Annotated in this window: 19 protein-coding genes; 9 read left to right on the top strand and 10 right to left on the bottom strand. The window is 63.4% G+C overall.

Annotated features, from left to right (window positions below):
* Positions 1 to 87: 87 nt before the first annotated feature.
* Positions 88 to 882 carry a MetQ/NlpA family ABC transporter substrate-binding protein gene (locus N551_RS0132475; RefSeq protein ID WP_027570461.1) on the bottom strand — a complete coding sequence of 265 codons (795 nt, stop codon included), beginning with the start codon at positions 880 to 882 and terminating at the stop codon, positions 88 to 90.
* 392 nt (positions 883 to 1,274) lie between these two features.
* Here N551_RS0132475 and N551_RS0132470 point away from each other — a divergent pair, with 392 nt between their 5' ends.
* Complete coding sequence (locus N551_RS0132470; RefSeq protein WP_027570460.1) at positions 1,275 to 3,062, top strand: peptide ABC transporter substrate-binding protein; 1,788 nt, start codon at positions 1,275 to 1,277, stop codon at positions 3,060 to 3,062.
* Between the two features lie 541 nt (positions 3,063 to 3,603).
* Here N551_RS0132470 and N551_RS0132455 read toward each other — a convergent pair.
* Both N551_RS0132455 and N551_RS0132450 read right to left on the bottom strand, forming a co-directional pair.
* Positions 3,604 to 3,786 (bottom strand): hypothetical protein, encoded by a 183-nt coding sequence (locus N551_RS0132455; RefSeq protein ID WP_155810078.1) that lies wholly within the window; start codon positions 3,784 to 3,786, stop codon positions 3,604 to 3,606.
* Positions 3,787 to 3,908: 122 nt separating this feature from the next.
* Positions 3,909 to 4,103: a hypothetical protein gene (locus N551_RS0132450; protein WP_027519884.1), complete on the bottom strand. Its 195-nt coding sequence runs from the start codon at positions 4,101 to 4,103 to the stop codon at positions 3,909 to 3,911.
* 86 nt (positions 4,104 to 4,189) lie between these two features.
* Between N551_RS0132450 and N551_RS0132445 the strand changes: the two genes are divergently transcribed.
* Complete coding sequence (locus N551_RS0132445; RefSeq protein WP_027519885.1) at positions 4,190 to 4,705, top strand: ferritin-like domain-containing protein; 516 nt, start codon at positions 4,190 to 4,192, stop codon at positions 4,703 to 4,705.
* 63 nt (positions 4,706 to 4,768) lie between these two features.
* On the opposite strand, the gene N551_RS0132440 is transcribed toward N551_RS0132445, so the two are convergent.
* Both N551_RS0132440 and treZ read right to left on the bottom strand, forming a co-directional pair.
* Complete coding sequence (locus tag N551_RS0132440; RefSeq protein ID WP_027570457.1) at positions 4,769 to 5,626, bottom strand: glucose 1-dehydrogenase; 858 nt, start codon at positions 5,624 to 5,626, stop codon at positions 4,769 to 4,771.
* A gap of 63 nt (positions 5,627 to 5,689) precedes the next feature.
* Positions 5,690 to 7,498, bottom strand: a complete 1,809-nt coding sequence (treZ, locus tag N551_RS0132435) for a malto-oligosyltrehalose trehalohydrolase (protein ID WP_027570456.1) — start codon at positions 7,496 to 7,498, stop codon at positions 5,690 to 5,692.
* 334 nt (positions 7,499 to 7,832) lie between these two features.
* Between treZ and glgA the strand changes: the two genes are divergently transcribed.
* The 5 genes from glgA to N551_RS0132410 all read left to right on the top strand — a co-directional run bounded on the left by glgA (position 7,833) and on the right by N551_RS0132410 (position 13,668).
* Positions 7,833 to 9,242: a glycogen synthase GlgA gene (glgA, locus tag N551_RS0132430; protein WP_027570455.1), complete on the top strand. Its 1,410-nt coding sequence runs from the start codon at positions 7,833 to 7,835 to the stop codon at positions 9,240 to 9,242.
* A gap of 73 nt (positions 9,243 to 9,315) precedes the next feature.
* Positions 9,316 to 9,573 (top strand): DUF3606 domain-containing protein, encoded by a 258-nt coding sequence (locus tag N551_RS0132425; protein ID WP_027570454.1) that lies wholly within the window; start codon positions 9,316 to 9,318, stop codon positions 9,571 to 9,573.
* 41 nt (positions 9,574 to 9,614) lie between these two features.
* Positions 9,615 to 11,852, top strand: a complete 2,238-nt coding sequence (glgX, locus tag N551_RS0132420) for a glycogen debranching protein GlgX (RefSeq protein WP_027570453.1) — start codon at positions 9,615 to 9,617, stop codon at positions 11,850 to 11,852.
* A 104-nt stretch (positions 11,853 to 11,956) separates the two neighbouring features.
* Positions 11,957 to 12,250 carry a hypothetical protein gene (locus tag N551_RS0132415; protein WP_027570452.1) on the top strand — a complete coding sequence of 98 codons (294 nt, stop codon included), beginning with the start codon at positions 11,957 to 11,959 and terminating at the stop codon, positions 12,248 to 12,250.
* Between the two features lie 146 nt (positions 12,251 to 12,396).
* The gene (locus tag N551_RS0132410) at positions 12,397 to 13,668 is read left to right on the top strand and encodes a DUF892 family protein (protein WP_027570451.1); all 1,272 of its coding nucleotides are present in this window, start codon (positions 12,397 to 12,399) and stop codon (positions 13,666 to 13,668) included.
* 3 nt (positions 13,669 to 13,671) lie between these two features.
* Here N551_RS0132410 and N551_RS0132405 read toward each other — a convergent pair whose 3' ends face one another.
* The gene (locus N551_RS0132405) at positions 13,672 to 16,788 is read right to left on the bottom strand and encodes a DEAD/DEAH box helicase (RefSeq protein ID WP_027570450.1); all 3,117 of its coding nucleotides are present in this window, start codon (positions 16,786 to 16,788) and stop codon (positions 13,672 to 13,674) included.
* On the opposite strand from N551_RS0132405, the gene N551_RS0132400 reads away from it, so the two are divergent.
* The gene (locus N551_RS0132400; RefSeq protein ID WP_027570449.1) at positions 16,787 to 17,017 is read left to right on the top strand and encodes a hypothetical protein; all 231 of its coding nucleotides are present in this window, start codon (positions 16,787 to 16,789) and stop codon (positions 17,015 to 17,017) included. The two genes, N551_RS0132405 and N551_RS0132400, sit on opposite strands and share 2 nt — an antisense overlap.
* A gap of 159 nt (positions 17,018 to 17,176) precedes the next feature.
* Here the strand turns inward: N551_RS0132400 and N551_RS0132395 are convergent, their stop codons facing one another.
* The gene (locus tag N551_RS0132395) at positions 17,177 to 17,437 is read right to left on the bottom strand and encodes a hypothetical protein (protein WP_007595982.1); all 261 of its coding nucleotides are present in this window, start codon (positions 17,435 to 17,437) and stop codon (positions 17,177 to 17,179) included.
* Positions 17,438 to 17,558: 121 nt separating this feature from the next.
* On the opposite strand from N551_RS0132395, the gene N551_RS0132390 reads away from it, so the two are divergent.
* Positions 17,559 to 18,290, top strand: a complete 732-nt coding sequence (locus N551_RS0132390; RefSeq protein WP_027570448.1) for a DUF3750 domain-containing protein — start codon at positions 17,559 to 17,561, stop codon at positions 18,288 to 18,290.
* Positions 18,291 to 18,567: 277 nt separating this feature from the next.
* Here the strand turns inward: N551_RS0132390 and N551_RS0132385 are convergent, their stop codons facing one another.
* The 3 genes from N551_RS0132385 to N551_RS0132375 form a co-directional block, all read right to left on the bottom strand.
* A complete protein-coding gene (locus N551_RS0132385; protein WP_035963479.1) occupies positions 18,568 to 18,855 on the bottom strand; it encodes a DUF2934 domain-containing protein in 288 nt (95 codons plus the stop codon).
* Between the two features lie 283 nt (positions 18,856 to 19,138).
* A complete protein-coding gene (locus N551_RS37585) occupies positions 19,139 to 19,300 on the bottom strand; it encodes a DUF2934 domain-containing protein (protein ID WP_081747976.1) in 162 nt (53 codons plus the stop codon).
* 335 nt (positions 19,301 to 19,635) lie between these two features.
* Positions 19,636 to 20,292, bottom strand: a complete 657-nt coding sequence (locus N551_RS0132375; RefSeq protein WP_027570446.1) for a hypothetical protein — start codon at positions 20,290 to 20,292, stop codon at positions 19,636 to 19,638.
* Between the last annotated feature and the right edge of the window lie 5 nt (positions 20,293 to 20,297).

Here is a 20,297-nt window from a genome sequence, read left to right as displayed (position 1 = left end):
CTCCAGACAAGCGGGCATTGCGCAGGGCTCGTACGCAAGCCTGCCCGCCGGGATCGCCCTGAGCTGAACTTTGGCTGGGCAGACTGCCTACCAGCTCGGCAGTACCGCGCCCTTGAACTTGGTCAGGACGAACTCCTTGACCTCTGCGGTGTGGTAGCTGTCCACCAGGATCTTGACCCAGGGCTTGTCCTTGTCGACCGTGCGAACGGCGATGAGATTGACGTAGGGACCCTTCGGGTCCTCGCGCAGGATCGGATCCTTGACGGGATCGAGGCCCGCCTGGGTTGCATAATTGGTGTTGATCGCCGCGGCGTCGACATCGTCGAGCGCGCGCGGCGCCTGCGCTGCGTCGACTTCGATGAACTTCAGCTTCTTGGGATTCTCGGTGATATCAAGCACCGTCGGCTTGAAGCCCGTGCCGTCCTTCAGCTTGATCGCGCCCTTGTCGCGCAGCAGCAGCAGCACGCGGCCGCCATTGGTCGGATCGTTCGGGATCGAGACCTTGCCGCCCTCGGGGATGTCGGCGAAGGCCTTGTGCTTCTTGGAATAGACGCCGATCGGAAAATTCACGGTCAGGCCGGCGGCTTCGATCTTGTAGCCACGGTCGGCCTTCTGGTTGTCCAGATAAGGCTGGTTCTGGAACGAATTGGCCTGGATCTCGCCGGCATCGAGCGCGGCGTTCGGCACGACGTAATCGGAGAATTCGATGAGCTGGATGTCGAGACCCTGCTTGGCGGCGATCGGCTTCACGGCCTCGAAGATCTGGGCGTGCGGCCCCGGCGTCACGCCGATCTTGATGGTCTCGCCTGAAGCGGCGGCCGACCAGGCGGCGAGCACGGTCGCAAGGATCAGGGGGAGGCGAAACGACATCTTGGTCTCCATGGCTTGGCAATGATTGGAACCGTATTCGCTTCTCCGCAGCGCGAAATCAATGAAATTGAAATCCATATTGGCCTGCTGGAGCGGACGACGCTTCTCCGTTCGTCCGCATGGGGGGAACGAATGCACCTGCGCAAGTATGAGGCGCATCACGGCAAAACGGCACGGATCGTTGGGCCCAGGCCGCTGGAGCGAAGCGCAATCCGGAGCGCCGCCTGCCGCGGCCGGACTTATCCTGGTTTGCGCTCGGCCCCATCCGGGCTTCAGACCTCTCCCCGCACGTTCGTCATTTCGTCGCATGGTTTTCTCACCCTGTCGGCATTGCCGCCTCGCCCTTGATGAAACATGATGGGCCTTGGCCGGTGACGACTTGTCCGTGAAGTGGGGATCATCCGATGAACGAGAACGAAATCCGCAAGTCCATCGCTGAGGTGAAGCAGGGCAAGCTGTCGCGACGCTCGTTCATGCAGACGATGGCTGCGATCGGGATCGCAGCGCCGGTCGCCAGCCAGATCCTGGTCTGGAACGACGTGGCGATGGCGGACGCCACGCTGCCTTACAAGCCGACCAAGGCCGGCGGCGGCGGCCCGCTCAAGATCCTGCTCTGGCAGGCCCCGACGCTGCTCAATCCGCATTTCGCGCTCGGCACCAAGGACCAGATCGCCTCGCGCGTCTTCTTCGAGCCCCTCGCCGGCTGGGACAAGGAGGGCAACCTCGTCCCCTGCCTCGCGGCCGAGGCCCCATCCAAGCAGAACGGCGGCCTTTCGCCGGACGGCCTGAGCGTGACCTGGAAACTGAAGCAGGGCGTGAGATGGCATGACGGCAAGCCCTTCACCGCCGATGACGTCGTTTTCACCTGGCAATACGCCTCGGATCTCGCCACAGCGGCGTACACCACCGGTTCCTACAAGGACATCACGGTCGAGAAGATCGACGACCATACCATCAAGGTGCTCTTCAAGGCCCCGACCCCGTTCTGGGCCGATCCCTTCGTCGGCTCGGTCGGCCCGATCCTGCCGAAGCATCATTTCGGCGACTATGTCGGCGCGAAGTCGCGCGAAGCGCCCGGCAATCTGAAGCCGGTCGGCACCGGTCCCTACAAATTCGTCGAGTTCAAGCCCGGTGACCTGATCCGGGCAGAACGCAATCCCGACTATCACGTCAAGAACCAGCCGCATTTCGACACGCTGGAGATCAAGGGCGGCGGCGATGCGGTGTCCGCGGCGCGCGCCGTGCTGCAGACCGGCGAATACGATTATGCCTGGAACATGCAGGTGGAGGAGGAGGTCCTCAAGCGCATGGAGGCCAGCGGCAAGGGCAAGCTCGACGTCACGCCCTCCGGCAACGTCGAGTTCATCATCCTCAACACGACGGACCCGTGGACCGAGGTGGACGGCGAGCGCTCCAGCCCCAAGACCAAGCACCCGACGCTGTCCGATCCTGCCGTTCGCCGCGCGATCAACCTGCTGATCGACCGCGACTCGATCCAGAAGTTCATTTACGGGCGCGGCGGCATCGCCACCGCGAGCTTCGTCAACGCACCCAAACAGTTCAAGTCGCCCAAGCTGAAATACGAGTTCGACGCCGACAAGGCCAACAAGATCCTCGATGAAGCCGGATGGGCCAAGGGCGCGGACGGCCTCCGTGAGAAGGACGGCAAGAAGCTCAAATTCGTTTTTCAGACCTCGACCAATGCGCCGCGTCAGAAGACGCAGGCCATCATCAAGCAGGCCTGCCAGAAGGCCGGCATCGAGATCGAGATCAAGGCGGTCACGGCATCGGTGTTCTTCTCATCCGACGTCGGCAATCCCGACACCTACTCGAAGTTCTATGCCGACATGGAGATGTACAACACCACGCAACCGCAGCCCGACCCGGAGCGCTTCCTGAACCAGTGCGTCTCTTGGGAAATTTCCAACAAGGACAACAAATGGCTCGGCCGCAACGTCTCGCGCTGGTCCGATCCCGAGGCCGACAAGGCCTACAAGGCTGCACAGAACGAGCTCGATCCCGTCAAGCGCGCCGCGTTGCTGATCAAGGTCGACGAAACTTTTTGCGAGGCCAACGTGTTCCTGCCGCTTCTATCCCGCAACATCGTCAACGCAGGGGTCAACAACCTCATGGTCGACATGTCGGGATGGGACGTCACGACTTGGAATCTGGCGAGCTGGTACCGCAGCTGACGCCTTCCAGCTCAATCCTTGTAAGCTCAATCCCTGCCGGCGAATTGACGGTCGAGGTTTGACGCCGTGTCGGCGCTTCTCAGCCGTTTCATCAGCTCATCCCTCTCCTTACCGTCGGGCAACGACTCGGCCCTTTCGCGGATGGTCCTGGTGAACTCCGCAAGCCGCTCTTGAAGAGTGGTGGTTTGCTGAACGCGACGCCGCCTGAGCACGATCGGGTCTCCATGTCATGGCACCATGCGGTGCCCTTCTGGATTGCCAATGATAAGAGCGGGCGCAGCCATGTCTGTATCAAATGATATAGTTCAAGCCATTTGGTGCCGACGCCCTTTGTTCACATGTGAACAGTCGGAGCTGCCTTCAGCTGATGGTCCGGAACGAACAGGACGGCTGTTTCATTGACGCTGCGAGACAGCACGGACGCGCCATGGGCAAGATATTGATCAGCACCGCCGTCGTGAGCCTGGCGCTCATCATTGCCTTCGCGGTCTATGTCATCACTCTGTGAATTGCCGAAGCCAATGATAGTGCGGCTCGGAAATCACCCGCACGCGCAGCAATCCACCAGCAGGTCCCAGATCCGCTGCGCCTCGCCCGATGCGCGGGTCTCTAACCCCTTCTCCGGGTTGGACTGCGAGTAGCCCGCCACCGGGGGCGCTTCGCGCGGCACAATCCATCTCTGGGAGATCGGATCGTACCATTTTCCGATAGTGGTTTCAGTCACGCCGCTCGACTCACCGATATGATCCTGGGCGGAGCCACGGCTCACGGGCTTCGTCGAATCCCATTCACCGCGCCTCACCCATTTTACAAATCGGCTCCTTGCCGGATCGTTCCTGCCGCGGCTCAGCCCGGCCGTGCCGGATGAAGCGTACGGGGATGCCGCTCGTGCAGCAGCCGTGCGAGCTCTTCCCGCTCCGCAGGCCGTCCCTTCATGGCGGTCTCGAACAGCGCTTCCTGGATATCGCGCGGCATGTCGCCCCACACGTCCATCGCCGCCCGTCCGAGCAGGCTCGCAAGATGATCCGCACCATCGCTCATTCGGCTCTCCTGATCTGGTCACAGGAATGGAACAGCTGCGGCTGTGCGGCGTTCCAGTTCCATCATTGTGAAAGGAGACGTCGTTTATGGGATTCTTCACCAAGGACATCAAATCGATGGAAGACCTGCTGCTGCACGGGCTGCAGGACATCTATTACGCGGAACAGCAGATCCTGAAGTCGCTGCCGAAGATGATCGACAAGGCGACCAACAGGGACCTCGTCACCGGACTGAAAGCTCATCTGGAAGAGACCAACAAGCAGGTCGACAGGCTCGGCAAGGTGTTCGCGAAGCTCGGCAAGGAGCCGAGCGGGACACACTGTCCCGCCATCGACGGCATCATCAAGGAGGCCGATGAGACCGCGGGCGAGATCGAGGACAAGGCCGTGCTCGACGCCGCGATCGTGGCCAACGCACAGGCCGTCGAGCATTATGAAATGTGCCGCTACGGCACGCTGATCGCATGGGCAGAGGAACTCGGGCACGACGACATCGTGCGCTTCCTCACGACGAACCTGAACGAAGAGAAGGCCGCCAACACCAAGCTGAACACGGTGGCGCTTCGCAAGGGCGTCAATGCCAAGGCGTCCAGCGCCGCTTGATCGAGACGTACTGGGCGTGGCGGCCCTGCTCGCAGGGCTGCCACTTTCTCGTCGCACGTTCGGTCAGATGAACGGCTTGCCGCCGGTGACCGCAAGGGTCGCTCCCGATGTGTAGCTCGAGAGCGGATCAGCGAGCATGACATAGGCGGTCGCGAGCTCGGCCGGCTGGCCGGCCCGTTGCATCGGCACCTGCTTGCCGAAATTCTTCACGGTGTCCTCCGCCATCGTCGATGGAATCAGCGGCGTCCAGATCGGACCCGGGGCGACCGCATTGACCCGAATGCCCTTCGCCGCCAGCATCTGGGCAAGCCCACCGGTAAAGTTTTGAATGGCGCCCTTGGTCGTGGCATAGGCCAGCAGGGTCGGATTCGGCATGTCGGAGTTCACCGACGCGGTGTTGATGATCGCCGCTCCCGGGCGCATGTGGGGCACCGCAGCCTTGCTGAGATAGAACATGGCATGGATGTTGGTCTCGAACGTCCGCTGCCATTCCTCGTCGCTGATATCACCGATCTCCTTGAACGTGTCCTGATGGGCCGCGTTGTTGACGAGGATGTCTATTGCGCCGAACGCCTCGACGGTGCGGGAGATGATCGCGCGGCAATGATCGGGATTGCGGATGTCGCCGTGGGTCAGGACGACCTTGCGTCCTTCGCGCTCCACCAGCGCCTTCACCTCGGCGGCATCCTCGTCCTCGTTCAAATAGGCGATGACGATGTCCGCGCCTTCCCGGGCATAGGCGATCGCGACCGCGCGGCCGATGCCACTGTCGCCTCCGGTGATGATTGCCTTCTTTCCGGCCAGGCGCCCGGCGCCCTTGTAAGTCTCCTCGCCGTGATCCGGTCGCGGATTCATCGCGCGGGTCGAACCGGGCATCGGTTGCTGTTGCGGAGGATAAGGCGGTTTTGGATATTCGGTCATGGAGCGGCTCCAGGGATTTGCTGCGCTAACGGAAAGCTTTCGGAAGCGTTCCTCGCCGTTCCATCACGCTTCCTGGCCAAGCCGCACGATGATGTCGTTCGGCAACAGGGCTGGCGCGTCGGCCGCGCCCAATCGCCACAGGCTCTCGCCCGCGACCAGCGCCGGCATGGGCAGTTCGCGGTCGGCGAAATTGGCAACAATCTGCAAGATGTCCCCCTCCTCCGTCCGCCAACGGGCATCCAGGCCGCCCTTGCGCTGGTCCTCCCCCAGCAACTTGCAATGAGCCGACACGAAACCCCGTTTGATCAGCGGCACGATCTTCTCGCGCCGTATCTTCAGCAATTGGGTCGTCAGACCGCGAAACCTGGCGCTGGCGGGAGAGCGATCGATGTCCGTCCAATCGAGCTTCGATGCCTCGAAGGTTTTTTCATCGCACGGATCCGGAATTCTGGCGCGCATGTCGGGCGTCGAGAATGCCTTGAAGTGCGCGAACTCCTTGCGCCGCCCTTCCCGCGTCAGCTCGGCAGCTTCGCCGGACCAGTCTGCGAAGAACAGGAATGGCGTCTCGGCCGCGGCTTCCTCACCCATGAACAACATCGGAATATGCGGGTTCAAGAGAACCAGTGCCATGGCCTGATCCAGCTTCTCCGGACCGACCAGCGCGGAAAGCCGCTCCCCGAGCGCGCGGTTGCCGATCTGGTCGTGGTTCTGGGCGAAGAAGATGGTGGCCTCAGGCGGCAGATGCGCGCTCGGCTCGCCGCGCGGTTCGTCATGCAGCGGAAAGACTTCGCCCTGGTAGGCAAAGCCCTCGGTGAGCGCTCGCGCGAGATGTTCAAGCGGCCTGTCTGCGAAGGCGCGATAATAGCCTTCGTCCTCGCCCGTCAACAGGACGTGGAGCGCGTTGTGAAAATCATCGCCCCATTGCGCGTCATAGAGCCGGGTTCGCCCTTGCGCGCGGTCGAGCAGGCGGGCCTGATTGGCCTCGTTCTCCAGCATCAGATGCACGCGCCGGCCCGGCAGCTGACTGCGAACCGTCTCGGCAAGCTCGATCAGGAAATGGCGGTCGGAATCGTCCTTCAGCGCGTGAACGGCGTCGAGCCGCAAGCCGTCGAACCCGTAGTCGCGCAGCCACATCAGCGCGTTCTCGATCAGGAACTCGCGCACGAACGCGCCGTCGTGTCCCTCGAGGTTGACCGCAGGCCCCCAGCCGGTGCTATGGCGCGGGGTGAAGAAGCTTTCTGCATAGAGGTGCAGATAGTTCAGCTGCGGCCCGAAATGGTTATAGACGACGTCGAGATAGACCATGATGTCGAGGGCATGCGCCGCGCGTAACAGCCGCTTGAGGTCTTCCGGCCTGCCGTAGCGTGCATTCGGCGCGTTCAGCAGCACGCCGTCATAGCCCCAATTGTGCCGGCCGGGGACGTCATTGAGCGGCATCAGCTCGATCGCGGTGATGCCGAGATCGCGCAGATAGGGCAGCTTCTTCTCGATACCGGCATAGGTGCCTTCCTCGCTGAAGGTGCCGACATGCAGCTCGTAGATCACGGCCTCCGCCCAGGGGCGGCCGGGATAGAGCACCGAATCCCGGAACGCCGCGGTGTCGACCACCTCGCTCGGCGCCCCGACGTCGTCCGGCTGGAAGAACGAGGCGGGATCGGGAACGACGAGATCTTCGTTGATCCTGAACTGATAGCGCGTGCCGACATGCGCGGTGGGACTCAACGACTGATACCAGCCATCGTGGTCGCGCATCATCCGGAGTGGCCGGCCGGCTTCGAGCAATTCGACCGATTGCGCCGTCGGTGCCCAGAGATTGAAACAGACCCCTTGCTGGAGGCATCGAGGACCGTGGTGTCGCGCTTGCCCTGCCATTCCCAATCTGTGACTCAAAACTGGCCGCCTTTGCGTGCATGGCTGGAGTTACGACTCGCTTCGCGAGGCTCGATTTTACGATCGCTTAAGCATGCTCAGGACGTGAGAAGCCGAGATGCAGGCATTCGTTCCTCAGGCGAGCGCCGCACCCCGCGCACACGCTCTGTGTGCACTTTTGAACCGAGGACGAAAAACGTCTGTTCGGTGGCGAAAGTTAGGAACGTTTGTTGCGGCGCGGAATTCAGGAATTGCGCTCCGTTGGGGAAGCGCAATTGGAATTCTAGAGATGGTTGGCAGAGGCCAGTGGTGTCCCTCGGGCCGGGCGGCGTGACGCATGCGGATCCTTTTCGCGACGCCCGAAGTATCAGACTTCATTCAAGTGGGTGGACTTGCCGCCGTCTCGGCGGCTCTCCCGCGCGCCTTGCGCGACTTTGCCGACGTCCGCGTCATCATCCCCGGCTACCCGGCCGTCCTGCGCGGATTACAAGACCTTAAGACCGTCGGGCGATGCCAACCTTTCGCGGCCCTTCCGGCCTTTGCCATCGATCTTGGGCATACCGCCGACGGCATGACCTATTACGTCGTCCGGTGCCCGGCGTTGTACGAACGAGACGGCACGCCCTATGCCGATGGCCGCGGAGCTGATTGGGGCGACAACAATGTCCGGTTCGCAACCTTCTCTTATGCCGCAGCGCAGGTCGCGAGAGGATTGGTCGACAAGGATTGGGCCGCCGATCTCGTCCATGCCAATGACTGGCAATGTGCACTGATCCCCGGCTATCTGGAATGGCACTACGCGCACATTCCAACTGTGTTCACGATCCACAATCTGGCCTATCAAGGCGTCTTCGACCGCAGCTCGCTCGCGCCGCTGGGGATTCCCGAGGCGAGCTTCAATATCGACGGCGTGGAATTCTACAATCGCCTGTCCTTCATCAAGGCCGGCCTGGTCTACGCTTCCCACCTGACGACCGTCAGTCAGACCTATGCCCGCGAGATCACCACGGCCGAGTTCGGCTGCGGTCTCGAAGGGCTGTTGCGGCAACGGGCCGATCGCAACCAGCTTTCGGGCATTTTAAACGGAATCGACGAGAGCTGGGATCCGCGCACCTGCTCCTCGCTATTCCAGCCGTTCGGCGCCGGTGACTGGGCCGAACGATCATTGAACGCCGACGATGTCAGGGAACAGTTCGGGCTGGCGGTCTCGAGAGGTCCCCTGTTCGCGCTCGTGGCGCGTCTGGTGCACCAGAAGGGCGTCGACCTCGTCATCGAGAGTACGCAAGCGATCATCGACGCCGGCGGCCAGATTGTCGTGACAGGCAAGGGCGAACCGCAATTCGAGGAGGCGCTGCTGCAGGCGCAGGTGCGCGCGCCGCGCTCCATCGGCGTGAAGATTGGCTTCGACGACGCCGAGGCACGAAAGATATTCGCCGGCAGCGACTTTACCCTGATGCCGTCGCGCTTCGAACCCTGCGGGCTGAGCCAGATGTACGCCCAGCGCTTCGGCTCGCTGCCGATCGGCCATCGCACCGGCGGGCTCGCCGAGACGATCGTGGACGGCGAGACCGGCTTCCTGTTTGACCGCGCGTCGGCGCCCGGCTTCCTTGGAAGCCTTTGCCGGGCCTTTTCCACCTTCGGCATGAAGGACCGCCTCGATCACATGCGCCGCGCGGCCATGGCGCAGGCCTTCAGTTGGACCCAGTCGGCCAAGTCGTACGCAGCCATCTACAAATCCTCGATCTAGACGGGTAACTGCAGACGAGCAAGGAACGGAATCGCCTGAGGGGTGGTTGCAACTCTACACAGGAGTTTTCGACATGCGCCGCTCGAAGCCGCAGCCGATCCGCAACAAACTTGACTTGGCCGACCCTACTCAGGTGCGCCTCGTCAGAAAGCGTCTCGGGCTATCCGATGCGGAGCTGACCAGCATCGTGGAGCGGATCGGCAACTCGATTGCGGCGATCAGCAAGGAGGCGGCGCTGCAAAGGGCAACCACGCTGCCCAAGCCAGACGATGTGCCTCCTGTCGCCGTGATTACTTCTGCGACGGTCGGCGAACGGGCGACGCGCAAGTGAGAGCAAGTGCACCAAATTGTTGAAGGGCTGTACGGGGAACGATGGATCAAACAGTACATTCAGACGACGCCCTGACGCGGGCGGCCTCGAGCCTGCGCCGCTCCCGCATCAGCGAGGGCAAGCCGTTTCCGCTCGGCGCCACCTGGGATGGGCTCGGCGTCAATTTCGCGCTATTTTCGGCCCATGCCACCAAGGTCGAGCTTTGCCTGTTTGACGACGACGGCGAGACCGAACTGGAGCGGATCGAACTCCCGGAATATACCGACGAAGTCTGGCACGGCTATTTGCCCGCGGCCCGACCCGGCACCGTCTACGGCTACCGCGTCCATGGCCCCTACGAACCCGACGCGGGACACCGCTTCAATCCCAACAAGCTCGTGCTCGATCCCTACGCCAAGCAGCTGGTCGGCCGGTTGCGCTGGGGACCGGAGCTGTTCGGCTACCAGCTCGACCATGCCGACAAGGATCTCTCCTATGACGAACGCGACAGCGCCCCTTTGATGCAGAAATGCCGCGTCATCGACCCGGCCTTCACCTGGGGCGCCGCGCGCAAGCCGGAAGTGCCGTGGGAGCGGACGATCGTCTACGAGATGCACGTCAAGGGCTTTACCCAGCTGCATCCGCTGGTGCCAGACGCGGACCGCGGGACGTTCTCCGGTCTCGCGCATTCGGAAGTCCCGGCCTATCTGCGATCGCTTGGCATCACCAGTGCGGAATTGTTGCCGATCCATGCCTTCGTCGACGACAGCTACCTGGTCGAGAAAGGCCTGCGCAATTACTGGGGCTACAACTCCCTTGCCTTCTTCGCGCCGGAGCCGCGTTACCTCAAGACGCCGTTCGCGAACGAATTCAAGACCATGGTCAACCAGTTCCACGCCCATGGCATCGAGGTCATCCTCGACGTCGTCTACAATCACACCGCGGAGGGAAACGAACTCGGTCCGACGCTGTCATTCAAGGGCATCGACAACGCCAGCTATTACCGCCTGCTGCCGGACCAGCGGCGCTATTACATCAACGACACCGGTACCGGGAATACGGTGAACCTGTCGCACCCGCGCGTGCTGCAACTGGTCGCGGATTCCCTGCGCTACTGGGCGACCGAGATGCGAGTCGACGGCTTCCGTTTCGACCTCGCCACCATCCTGGCACGGGAGCCCTACGGGTTTGACGAAGGCGGCGGCTTTCTCGATGCGTGCCGCCAGGACCCCGTGCTCTCCAGCGTCAAGCTGATCGCCGAGCCTTGGGACATCGGTCCGGGCGGCTATCAGGTCGGTCAGTTTCCGCCGGGATGGGCGGAGTGGAACGACAAATTCAGGGACACCGTGCGCGCTTTCTGGAAAGGCGACGGGGGTTCGATCGCGGACTTCGCCAAGCGCGTGTCTGGATCCGGCGATCTCTTCAACAAGCGCGGCCGTCGGCCATGGGCCAGCGTCAACTTCGTCACCGCCCATGACGGATTCAATCTCAACGACCTCGTTTCGTTCAACGACAAGCACAACGAGGCCAATGGCGAGGACAATCGCGACGGCCACAGCAACAATCACTCCTGGAACTGCGGCGCCGAGGGACCGACGGACGATCCGGAGATCATTGCGCTGCGCGAGCGCCAGAAGCGCAATCTGCTGGCAACCATGCTGTTGTCCCACGGCACGCCCATGCTGCTAGCCGGCGACGAATTCGGACACACCCAGCACGGCAACAACAACGCGTACGCCCAGGACAACGAGACCACATGGCTCGACTGGATGGGCATCACCGCGAACGGTCGCAGCCTTCGCGAATTCACCCGCAAGCTGATCGCGACGCGCAAGGCCTTTCCGATTCTCTACCGCAGCCGCTTCCTGGTCGGCTCCCACAACGAAGAGCTGGACGTCAAGGACGTGACGTGGCTCGCGCCGTCCGGAGAGGAAATGACGACGGAGCAGTGGCAGGACGGCAACGCCAAATGTTTCGCTTTGCTGCTCGACGGCCGCGCCCAGGAGACCGGGATCAAGCGCCGCGGTTCGGACGCAACCATGCTGCTGATCTACAATGCTCATCACGACGTCGTCAATTTCACCTTGCCCGCGGTCGCCGAGGGACGCAGCTGGATCGGATTGATCGACACCAATCAACCGGAGGGGCAGATGCCCGCATTCGAATTCGGGCATGTTTATGCGGTGACCGGGCGATCCCTCGTGGTATTCGGCCTCGCGACCGAGAGCATCGCCACGCGGCGCCTGCGCCAAGGCCTCGGCGCGCTGCTGGACGTCGTGGAGGCGCCGCTGCCGGGATAGTTCGCCATGATAGTGCGAGAAGACGTTTTCGACTTGATGAGACAGGGAACGCCCGCAGGTCACCGGCGTTCGAGTAGATGGGGCATCAGTCGGAGAACACCGAGATGAAGTTCACAGGTGCCGTTATCCTCGCCGCTCTCGCGCTGCCTGCAGCAGCCTGGGCGCAGGCCAGCAAGCCTGACGTTTCGTCCGCGCCGAGCGCACAGAATTCGGGAGCCGGCATTGCCGGACAGCCCGGCAACAAGAACGGGCCGACCGCCAAGCCTGGTGAGACCGTCGGATCGAGCTCGACGAGCTCCACTGGCAACACCGCCGTGCAATCGCAGGATCCGGCGCATATTCAGGGCGCACCGGGCAACAAGAGCGGGCCGCCTGCCAAGCGTCCGGATCAACGCTGAACGAACCCGCCCGAAATCCTGCCGATCGACTTCGAACGACCTGCGCCTGACATCATCGGCGCAGGTCGTTTCGCGAGGAACGAACGCTGAAGCCGCCCGTTCGGAAGACATCTTCTTTCCTGTCCTTCCAATCCGAGAGTCCTTCCATGTATCACCATGTCAAGAAGCTGATGTTCACCGTGCGTGTCGACGAGCCGGATCCCCGCTTCGGCAACATGCTGCTGGAGCAGTTCGGCGGCGCCAATGGCGAGCTCGCTGCCGCGATGCAGTACTCTATCCAGGGATTGAACTGCGAGGATCCCGATCGCAAGGACCTGCTGATGGACATCGGCACCGAAGAGCTCAGCCATCTGGAAGTGGTCGGCACGCTGGCGCGGATGCATCTCAAGCCGTCGAAATTCGACCGCCAGGCTGCCGAAGCCGATCCCCTCATCGCCATCGCCGGCGGCGGCGGGGTCAATCTCTTCAACTCCCAGGGCAATGCCTGGACCGCCGACTACCTGAAGATCACCGGCGAGCTCGACGTCGATCTGCGCAGCAACATCGCCGCAGAGGCGCGGGCCAAGATCGTCTACGAGCGGCTGATCAATTTCTGCGACGACGCCGGCAGCAAGGACGCGCTGCAGTTCCTGATGACCCGCGAGATCACGCACATGAAGGCGTTCGCGCTCGCGCTCGAGAGCATGGGCAAGCCGGCGTTCAGCATCGGCCGCATCGCCCCGACGCCCGGCCTCGTGGATCAGTTCTTCAACGATTCTACCGGCGCCGGTGATCATGGCGAGATCGACACGCGCGGACCGTGGAACGAGGGCGGCGACTGGGTCTTCACGGAGTCGCCGGCGATTCAGGCGGGCGAACCGGGTCCGGCCTCGGCCATCGTCACCGAGAGTTCGCCACCCGCTGACGAAGCCGGTCTGGGCGATCTGCTCATCAACGAGCTGCGCGATATCCTGCATGCCGAGAAGCAATTGACCAAGGCGCTTCCCAAGATGGCGGAGGCCGCCCGCTTCGACCAGTTGCGCGAGCTGTTCGAGCAGCACCTCGCCGAGACCGAAGCGCAGGTCGAGCGCATCAACGAATGCTTCGAAATGCTCGGTAAATCCGCCCGCGCCAAGCCCTGCAAGGGCATGATGGGCTTGGTCGAGGAGGGCCAGGAAGTCATGGCCGAGGGCGAGGACAAGGAGGACGCGGCGGCCGACCTCGCCCTGATCGGCGCAGCGCAACGCGTCGAGCATTACGAGATCGCAGGCTACACTACTGCGCGCAACCTCGCCCAGCAGCTGCGCCACAGTGCGATCGTCGCCCTGCTGTCGAAATCGCTCGCGGAGGAGGAGAACGCCGATCAGCTCCTCAACCAGGTGGCCCGCTCGCTGATGTCGGTGGCCAAGATGCCGGCGGCGGTCGAGCAGACGGAATAATCCTCAGGCGTCGAGGAGTTCGAGGAATTCCTCGACGCGCCTGAACGGGTCCTGATCACGGCGACCGGCGTAGACGACGCGGTCGCCGTCGCGCTGCAGTAATCGGCCATCCGACTTCGCCCTCGATTTCGGCAGCCGCCCCGGCAGGAACGTCGCCGCGACGGCCTCGGGACCGACATCGAGCCTGACGATGCCGCGCCGCTTGCAATCGATCCGGAGCCTGGCGGATGCGAAGAAGTCGCGGGCCTCCGGCGGCAGCCTGCCGAAACGACGCGAGATCTCCTCCTCCAGGTCTTCCAGATCGTCGTCGCTTCGGCACCTGGCAGCGCGGCCATAGATCTCGAGCCGGACCGCTTCCGATTGCACGTAGCCTTCAGGCAGCATGTCGGCCAACGGCATATTGAGATCGGGGACCCACAGATCGGCGCCGGTATCGCTGCCTCGCTCGGACGCCCGCTTCAGCAGATGACTGTAGAGCACGGGTCCGAACACCTGGACGTGGCCGGACTGCTGTTCCGAAAACAGATCGCCGGCGCCCCTGAGGTCGAGGTCGCGCTCGCTGATCGCAAAGCCGGCACCCGGCTTGCTGAACTCCTCCAGCACCGCCAGACGTTTCTCGGACTGCTCCGAGGTCGATTCCGTCAGCAAATGAGCAAACGCGCGCGTGCCGCCGCGTCCCACCCGTCCCCTGAGCTGATGCAGCTGTGCAAGCCCGAACTTTTCGGGCCAGCACACCACGATGGTGTTCGCGCGTGGAATATCGAGACCGCTTTCCACGATATTGGTCGCCAGCAGCACATCCGCCTCGCCATCGACGAAACTCATCATGCGGTCGTCGATCTCGTCCACGGGCAGTCTGCCGTGAAGACAGACGATGCGCAGCTCCGGCGCCACCGATTGCACACGGGCCAGCATCGGCTCCAGATCCTGGATGCGCGGGCAGATCAGGAAGCTCTGACCATGCCGCCTGCGCTCGCGGAGCAGCGCGGCGGCAATGGCAGCGTCCGACAGCGGCGCGATCCTGGTCACGATGGGAAGGCGATGAACCGGCGGCGAGGCAATCACGCTAAGATCCCTGAAGCCGGCAAGTCCCGCCGCGAGCGTGCGCGGAATCGGCGTGGCGCTCATCCACAGCGAATGAGCCCCCTTGGCGAGCCCTGAAAGCTTCGCCTTCTCCGCCGCCCCGAAATGCTGCTCTTCGTCGATGATGACGAGGCCAAGATCGGCGAACTTCACGTCCTTTGCCGCAAGCGCCTGCGTGCCGACCACGACTTTCAACGTGCCGCGCCGCAGCCCCTCCTTGGTCTCTCGCGTCTCCGGGCCTGAACTGGCCCGCGAGAGGCTTCCCACCTCGATGCCGAGAGGGCCGAACCGTTTGCGGAAGGTTTCGACATGCTGCCGCGCCAGCACTGTGGTCGGCGCCGCGATCGCCACCTGCTTGCCCGACAGCGCCACGGCGGCCGCCGCCCGCAGCGCGACCTCGGTCTTGCCGAAGCCGACGTCACCGCAGATCACCCTGTCCATGGGATGGCCCGCCGCAAGATCGTCGAGGACGTCTTGAATCGCTTGGCCCTGGTCCACTGTTGTGAAATAGGGGAACCGTGCGACGAATTTTTCGTAAGCCGGCCCCGGCGGCACCAGTTTGGGTGCGCGACGGCGGAGGCGCTGGCTGATGTGTTTGGCGAGCGCCTTGGCGGCGACCTGGATTTCCGCTTCCGCCTCGGTGCGCCGCGCCCACCAGCTGCTGCCGTCCGCCTTGTCCAGCGTCAGCTTGCCGGGCTCGCCGGCATAAGGCCAGATCACGGCAAGATCGGACGGCGGTACGAGCACAGCATTGTCGCCCGCGAATTTGAGCCTGATCATCTCGCGTCGCGATCCCTTGCCCATGTCCAGGGTCTGCAAGCCGTCGAGCACGGCGAGCCCGCGTTGGAGATGGACAATGGCGGCGCCCTTTTCGGGCACGTCGGGATGATCGAACGCCGGGTTCCAGGCGCGCGCCATCGGCTGGGGATGATGGGCCCGGCTGCCGAGCACGTCGGACGCGGTCACGACGACAAGCGGCTTGCGGCCGGCGCCAATGAACCCCGCGTCGAAATCGGCCAGCAGCGCGCCTTCGCGGCTCCGTGCCTTCGTCACCTCGCTCCAATCGGCCAGGCGCTCCGCTTTGATCCCGCTCATGCGCTCCATCGCGCGAAGGTCATCCTCGACGGCGGCGACGAACAGCAGCCGCGATCCGCCGCGCTGCATATCGGCGACAAAGGCGCGAAGCGCCTTGCGCGGCGAAGCCAGCTTCGAGAACTCCGGCGTCGAGATGAAGGCGGCCTTGCGCGGCAGCACGCTGATGCGCTTCTTCAGCTGCTTCCAGTCCGCCTGCCCCAGATACTCGCGCTCCGCGTCCCTGCGGCCGGCGGCGTCCTCGATCGTGCCCAGCCAGCTCTCGGCGTGGGCCGATACCCCGGCATCCGCGATCCATCGCGCGCGGCTGCAATAATCAGGTAGCGTCGCCCGTTGTCCGCGCGTAGCTCCCAGCGCGATCCGTTCGGACATGGGATCGATGATCAATTCGGCGGTCTCGTAGACGACCTCGTGCTCGATGGGATCGACCGCGACGATCTTGCGGATCGTGTCTCCGGAATGCTCGATCCGGAAGGGAGCGAGCGCGCCGGCGGGAAACACTTCGAACGTCTTGCCATGGAACAGGACGCCGCCCGGATACTCCGCCTCTTCGTCGAGATCGTAGCCGAGAGCTTCCAGCCGCGTCTCCAGCTCGGGCCCGGAATAGGGTGCGCCCACCTTCAGCGTGAGGCTCGACCGCGACCAGCTCGCCGGCAGCGGCAGCCGTTCCATGATCGCTTCCGCGGTCGACACCAGGAAGACGGGTTTCTTTGCCTTGGCGAGACGCCGCAGCACCGAGCTGCGCCGGCCCGCGATCTCGCGGGAGGGCTCGAGGCCGTCGAAGGGCAGCGTGTTCAGGCGCGGAAACACCAGCACGTCGACCGAGGGATCGAGGGCGTGGATTACGCCGCCCAGCCGCTCTGCCCTGCTCTCGTCATCGCAGAGGAAGACGAGGCCGTCGCGGCCGGACTTCTCCCAGTGATCGAGCAAATGCAGCGCCAGCATGCCGAGCGGCGATGAGGAGGCGACCGCGGAACGCGAGGCGCTCTTGTCCGGGCGCTTGCTTGTCGAGCCCGTGCTTTTCGAACTCGTGCTCTTCGAACTCTTGCTTTTCGCGCTGTTGCTTATCGAGCCTTTGCTTTTCGAGCTCTTGCTTTTTGTCTTTATCGCGCCGGTCGTGGCCCGGGCTTTCCTGGTGGGCGCCAATGTGTATCCAACTTTGTTTCGCAAATAGAGGCGAGCGAGGACGAGCCCTCCCGTCGAGCTCCGTCGATAACGCACCTCGGGCCTGAGCGCCCAATGACGTCATTACAATTTTGCAATTGCGTTGAAAAGCAGAGACAGGGGGTAAAGGCAAGCGGCCTGAACGGGCAGAAGGCTAACCGGCAGGCAGCTATTGCAGGACCTTCGGCAGCACCACGACCACGTCCACGCTCTGCGCGAGGATATGCGTTGCGACCACAGCGAGCTGGTGCGAGAACTCGTCCTCGATCTCGGCTGCGCAGTCTTCGTCGCTGGCAATGGCAAACAGCAGATTGCCGTCGATTTCGTCGAACCGGATGCCGGCGAAGAGGCGATCGAAAATCTCGGCGCCCGCGATGTACGCGATTCGCGCCTGGATGGCCTGGTCCTCGACGAGCGACAACTTCCTCATGGACGCAACATATGGCCGCACCACCCGAATGCAAGAGCAGGAGAGCGCTGGCGCCGCGTGCCTTGCGAACTATATTGGTGACATCGTCCCGCCTGACCGCCGTTGGCCTTTGAGGAAATCCTTGATTCTGTTCCTGCTGCTGATCTTCCTGCCGATCGGCGTGTCGGCCGGCCGCTATTATTTGCGCGGCGACGGCCGCGGCAATTGGCAGACGGCGGATCGCTCCAGCGCCGGCCTGCTGCCGCCCGCATCCGTCAATCCGGACGCGCTGATCCGCGTGTTCGCCGCGCGCACCGTGCGCTGGCGGAGTATTTTTGCGGTTCACACCTGGATCGTTGTGAAGGAGAAGGGCGCCGCCACCTACAGCCGGTACGACTACACGGCCTGGGGCGACCCGATACGCAGCAACGGCTTTGCCCCCGACGGCCGCTGGTTCGGCGCCCTCCCGGAAACCGTCGTCGCCGTCGACGGCGCGCGGGCCGAAGCGCTAATTCCCAAGATCCGTTCCGTCATCGAGAATTACAAGTTCCGCGCCTATGGCGACTACAGTGCCTGGCCGGGACCGAATTCCAACACCTTCGTGCAGGCCGCGCTGGACGCCGTTCCCGAGCTGCGCGCGGTGCTGCCGCCGACCGCCATCGGCAAGGACTTTCCCTACAGTGGACGCTGGGCCGGCATCACGGCGTCCGGCACCGGGCTCTACGCCTCGCTGTCGGGCTATCTCGGCATGACCATCGGCTGGGTCGAAGGGGTCGAGATCAATTTCCTCGGCGCGGTGCTCGGCCTCGACATCCGCCGCCCCGCGCTGAAGCTTCCAGGCATCGGCCGCCTGGGTGTCGCAGCCGGCGCGTAAAGCATGACGGAGCAGTCCCATCAAAGTCGGTGCCCTCGCAAGCTTCCCGATATCACCCTTTCAATGTGTGCTTCAGGTCACAGCAGAATCGAGCGCCTCGGCCTAGAATGATCTTGCATGGCCGCAAACAAGGTAACGGCGGTACGCACCAGGCTGGAGAGGCGACCAACAGCTACGAACTTTTGAGGCCGCCAGGGTGAAGAACTCGGCGGCTTTTTCTCTGTCCGCGGAACGCGCGGCCGAAGCTTGTGTGCTGCCGATGTGGCCACCGGAACTTCTATCGTTTGTCTGAGGGATCCGAGAGCCTCCGCTGATCGCGCTCTTCTTCGATCTGCCGTTCGGCCACGAGCCAAAACTCCACGTCCCGATCGGCCGGGCGACCGGCCTGCTCCCAGAGTTCGTACGCGCGCGCTCGTACCTTGCCGCGCCGCATCATGCGAAGCAGCTTTTGCTTCAGCTCCTCGGCGAAGTTCTTGAATCGCTGGACGGTGGTTTCGTCTTTGACAAGGGCTGCCGCTCGCGTTGCGAGTTCGATCTGGTGCTCTATCTTTTGCCGCTCGTCCACCGCAAACCCCGCCGTAGCCACGGGCCTGCGTCGCAGCCCGTGCTGCTCACAACCTCAATTCCTGCTGGAAGGCTCTGTTCCGCCTTCAATGCCAGGTCTTGCTAGTGCCACGTCGTGTCCGCATCGACGATCACTGCTCTTGTTTCGGGATCTTCCGTCACGTTGCAGGTGCAGGGCATGCCCTCACCGCAGCGGCAGCCGCCCAATTCCTCGCTCCAGGCGCGGAGCGGATGATTTTCGCAGACCCATCCCAAACCGTGGCAGAATGGGCATCTCTTGTCGGTCACAGCGTATCCGGCGTCCGCATTGGGTTCGACTTGTCCTCGTTGCGCAACTCCTGCTCGGCCGCGTGCCAGAACTCTTCCTCGCGGCCTTCCGGCTTGCCGGCTCGCTCCCATAGCCGGTGCGCGCGTTCTCTGATGTCGTGATCGGTCGGCTCAGGCATTGCATCTCCTGCGAAGAGACACGGCCCCACCCTGGGGGGTATGGGGGCTTGGAGGCGGGGCCGTGCAGGCCAGCAAATCGGCGGCGACGCTGGCCCGCTGAGTCAAGCCTCGATGGTGCGCAAGAGTTCCTAGTTCGGAGCGGCGATCACGCGAGCTCAAACGAAGCCGCCGTCGCCGCCTTTTGCGGACCCCGCGATGAAGCGGTGCACTCCCGACGCGGCGCGTTCCGCGGGTATCGGGATGCCACGTCAGCCAGCAATTCAAACCAATCTGGCGTCGAGCAGCAGGCGGCGCAAGCTCGAGCAGGTCAGCGCGGCGAGCGAGAACGTTGTCGTCAACCGAAATCCGCGATGCGGGCGTCGAGCGCAAACATGCTTTGATAAACTTCCGGCTCGCTCGCCCCGGCCATGACGTCGGGCGCAAGCTCGCTTGCCCGCTGCAAGGCAGCCTGCAACGAGGCGACGTCGAGCGCCTCGATCAGCAAAAGCCCCGCGAAGAAGCCCTCGTTCTTCCGCATGCCCTTTTCGGTCGTCCGCACCGACGTCCGCGCCTCGTCAGTCGCGCCGATCTGCACGGCGGCAACCCCGTCGCACGCAACGAGCGCCTGAGCCAGACCCTGGAGATCTTTCGGCAACATCTCTATCCGGAGCGCCACGACCGAGGCGCCCTCGCCCCGCCCTCCCCGCACGATCATGGCACCGCCGCCCCGCATGAAATTGCCGAGCTTCGGCATGATGCGCTGGGACCACGGCGTCGGTGCGTTGAGGCGCGTCAGATAGGCCTCGCCGTCGAGGACCTCCGGCGTCTCCAGCTCATACAGAATAAAGAAGCGGTCGATGTCGTCCCTTGCCGCGCGGAAGACACGCGATGCCAGGAAGCCCTTCGTCGTCACGCGCTCGGTCGTGTGCTCACGCGTCAGCCAGTGCCGGTAGTCGGTCAGGTCGTGAGCCTCGACGTCGCTCCAGATGGCAAGAAATCCCGTGCCGCGCATTGCGC

This window comes from Bradyrhizobium sp. URHA0013, assembly GCF_000518345.1.
Lineage (GTDB): Bacteria > Pseudomonadota > Alphaproteobacteria > Rhizobiales > Xanthobacteraceae > Bradyrhizobium.
Note: the sequence above shows the minus strand (reverse complement) of the source record. Positions and strands in the feature narration are given on the sequence as shown.

Excerpts from the sequence above, each read along its gene's own strand:
- N551_RS0132475 (WP_027570461.1), bottom strand. The coding sequence starts at position 882 with ATGGAGACCAAGATGTCGTTTCGCCTCCCCCTGATCCTTGCGACCGTG.
- N551_RS0132470 (WP_027570460.1), top strand. The coding sequence starts at position 1,275 with ATGAACGAGAACGAAATCCGCAAGTCCATCGCTGAGGTGAAGCAGGGC.
- N551_RS0132450 (WP_027519884.1), bottom strand. The coding sequence starts at position 4,103 with ATGAGCGATGGTGCGGATCATCTTGCGAGCCTGCTCGGACGGGCGGCG.
- N551_RS0132445 (WP_027519885.1), top strand. The coding sequence starts at position 4,190 with ATGGGATTCTTCACCAAGGACATCAAATCGATGGAAGACCTGCTGCTG.
- N551_RS0132440 (WP_027570457.1), bottom strand. The coding sequence starts at position 5,626 with ATGACCGAATATCCAAAACCGCCTTATCCTCCGCAACAGCAACCGATG.
- treZ (WP_027570456.1), bottom strand. The coding sequence starts at position 7,498 with ATGGCAGGGCAAGCGCGACACCACGGTCCTCGATGCCTCCAGCAAGGG.
- glgA (WP_027570455.1), top strand. The coding sequence starts at position 7,833 with ATGCGGATCCTTTTCGCGACGCCCGAAGTATCAGACTTCATTCAAGTG.
- N551_RS0132425 (WP_027570454.1), top strand. The coding sequence starts at position 9,316 with ATGCGCCGCTCGAAGCCGCAGCCGATCCGCAACAAACTTGACTTGGCC.
- glgX (WP_027570453.1), top strand. The coding sequence starts at position 9,615 with ATGGATCAAACAGTACATTCAGACGACGCCCTGACGCGGGCGGCCTCG.
- N551_RS0132415 (WP_027570452.1), top strand. The coding sequence starts at position 11,957 with ATGAAGTTCACAGGTGCCGTTATCCTCGCCGCTCTCGCGCTGCCTGCA.
- N551_RS0132410 (WP_027570451.1), top strand. The coding sequence starts at position 12,397 with ATGTATCACCATGTCAAGAAGCTGATGTTCACCGTGCGTGTCGACGAG.
- N551_RS0132400 (WP_027570449.1), top strand. The coding sequence starts at position 16,787 with ATGCCGAGCGGCGATGAGGAGGCGACCGCGGAACGCGAGGCGCTCTTG.
- N551_RS0132405 (WP_027570450.1), bottom strand. The coding sequence starts at position 16,788 with ATGCTGGCGCTGCATTTGCTCGATCACTGGGAGAAGTCCGGCCGCGAC.
- N551_RS0132395 (WP_007595982.1), bottom strand. The coding sequence starts at position 17,437 with ATGAGGAAGTTGTCGCTCGTCGAGGACCAGGCCATCCAGGCGCGAATC.
- N551_RS37585 (WP_081747976.1), bottom strand. The coding sequence starts at position 19,300 with ATGCCTGAGCCGACCGATCACGACATCAGAGAACGCGCGCACCGGCTA.
- N551_RS0132375 (WP_027570446.1), bottom strand. The coding sequence starts at position 20,292 with ATGCGCGGCACGGGATTTCTTGCCATCTGGAGCGACGTCGAGGCTCAC.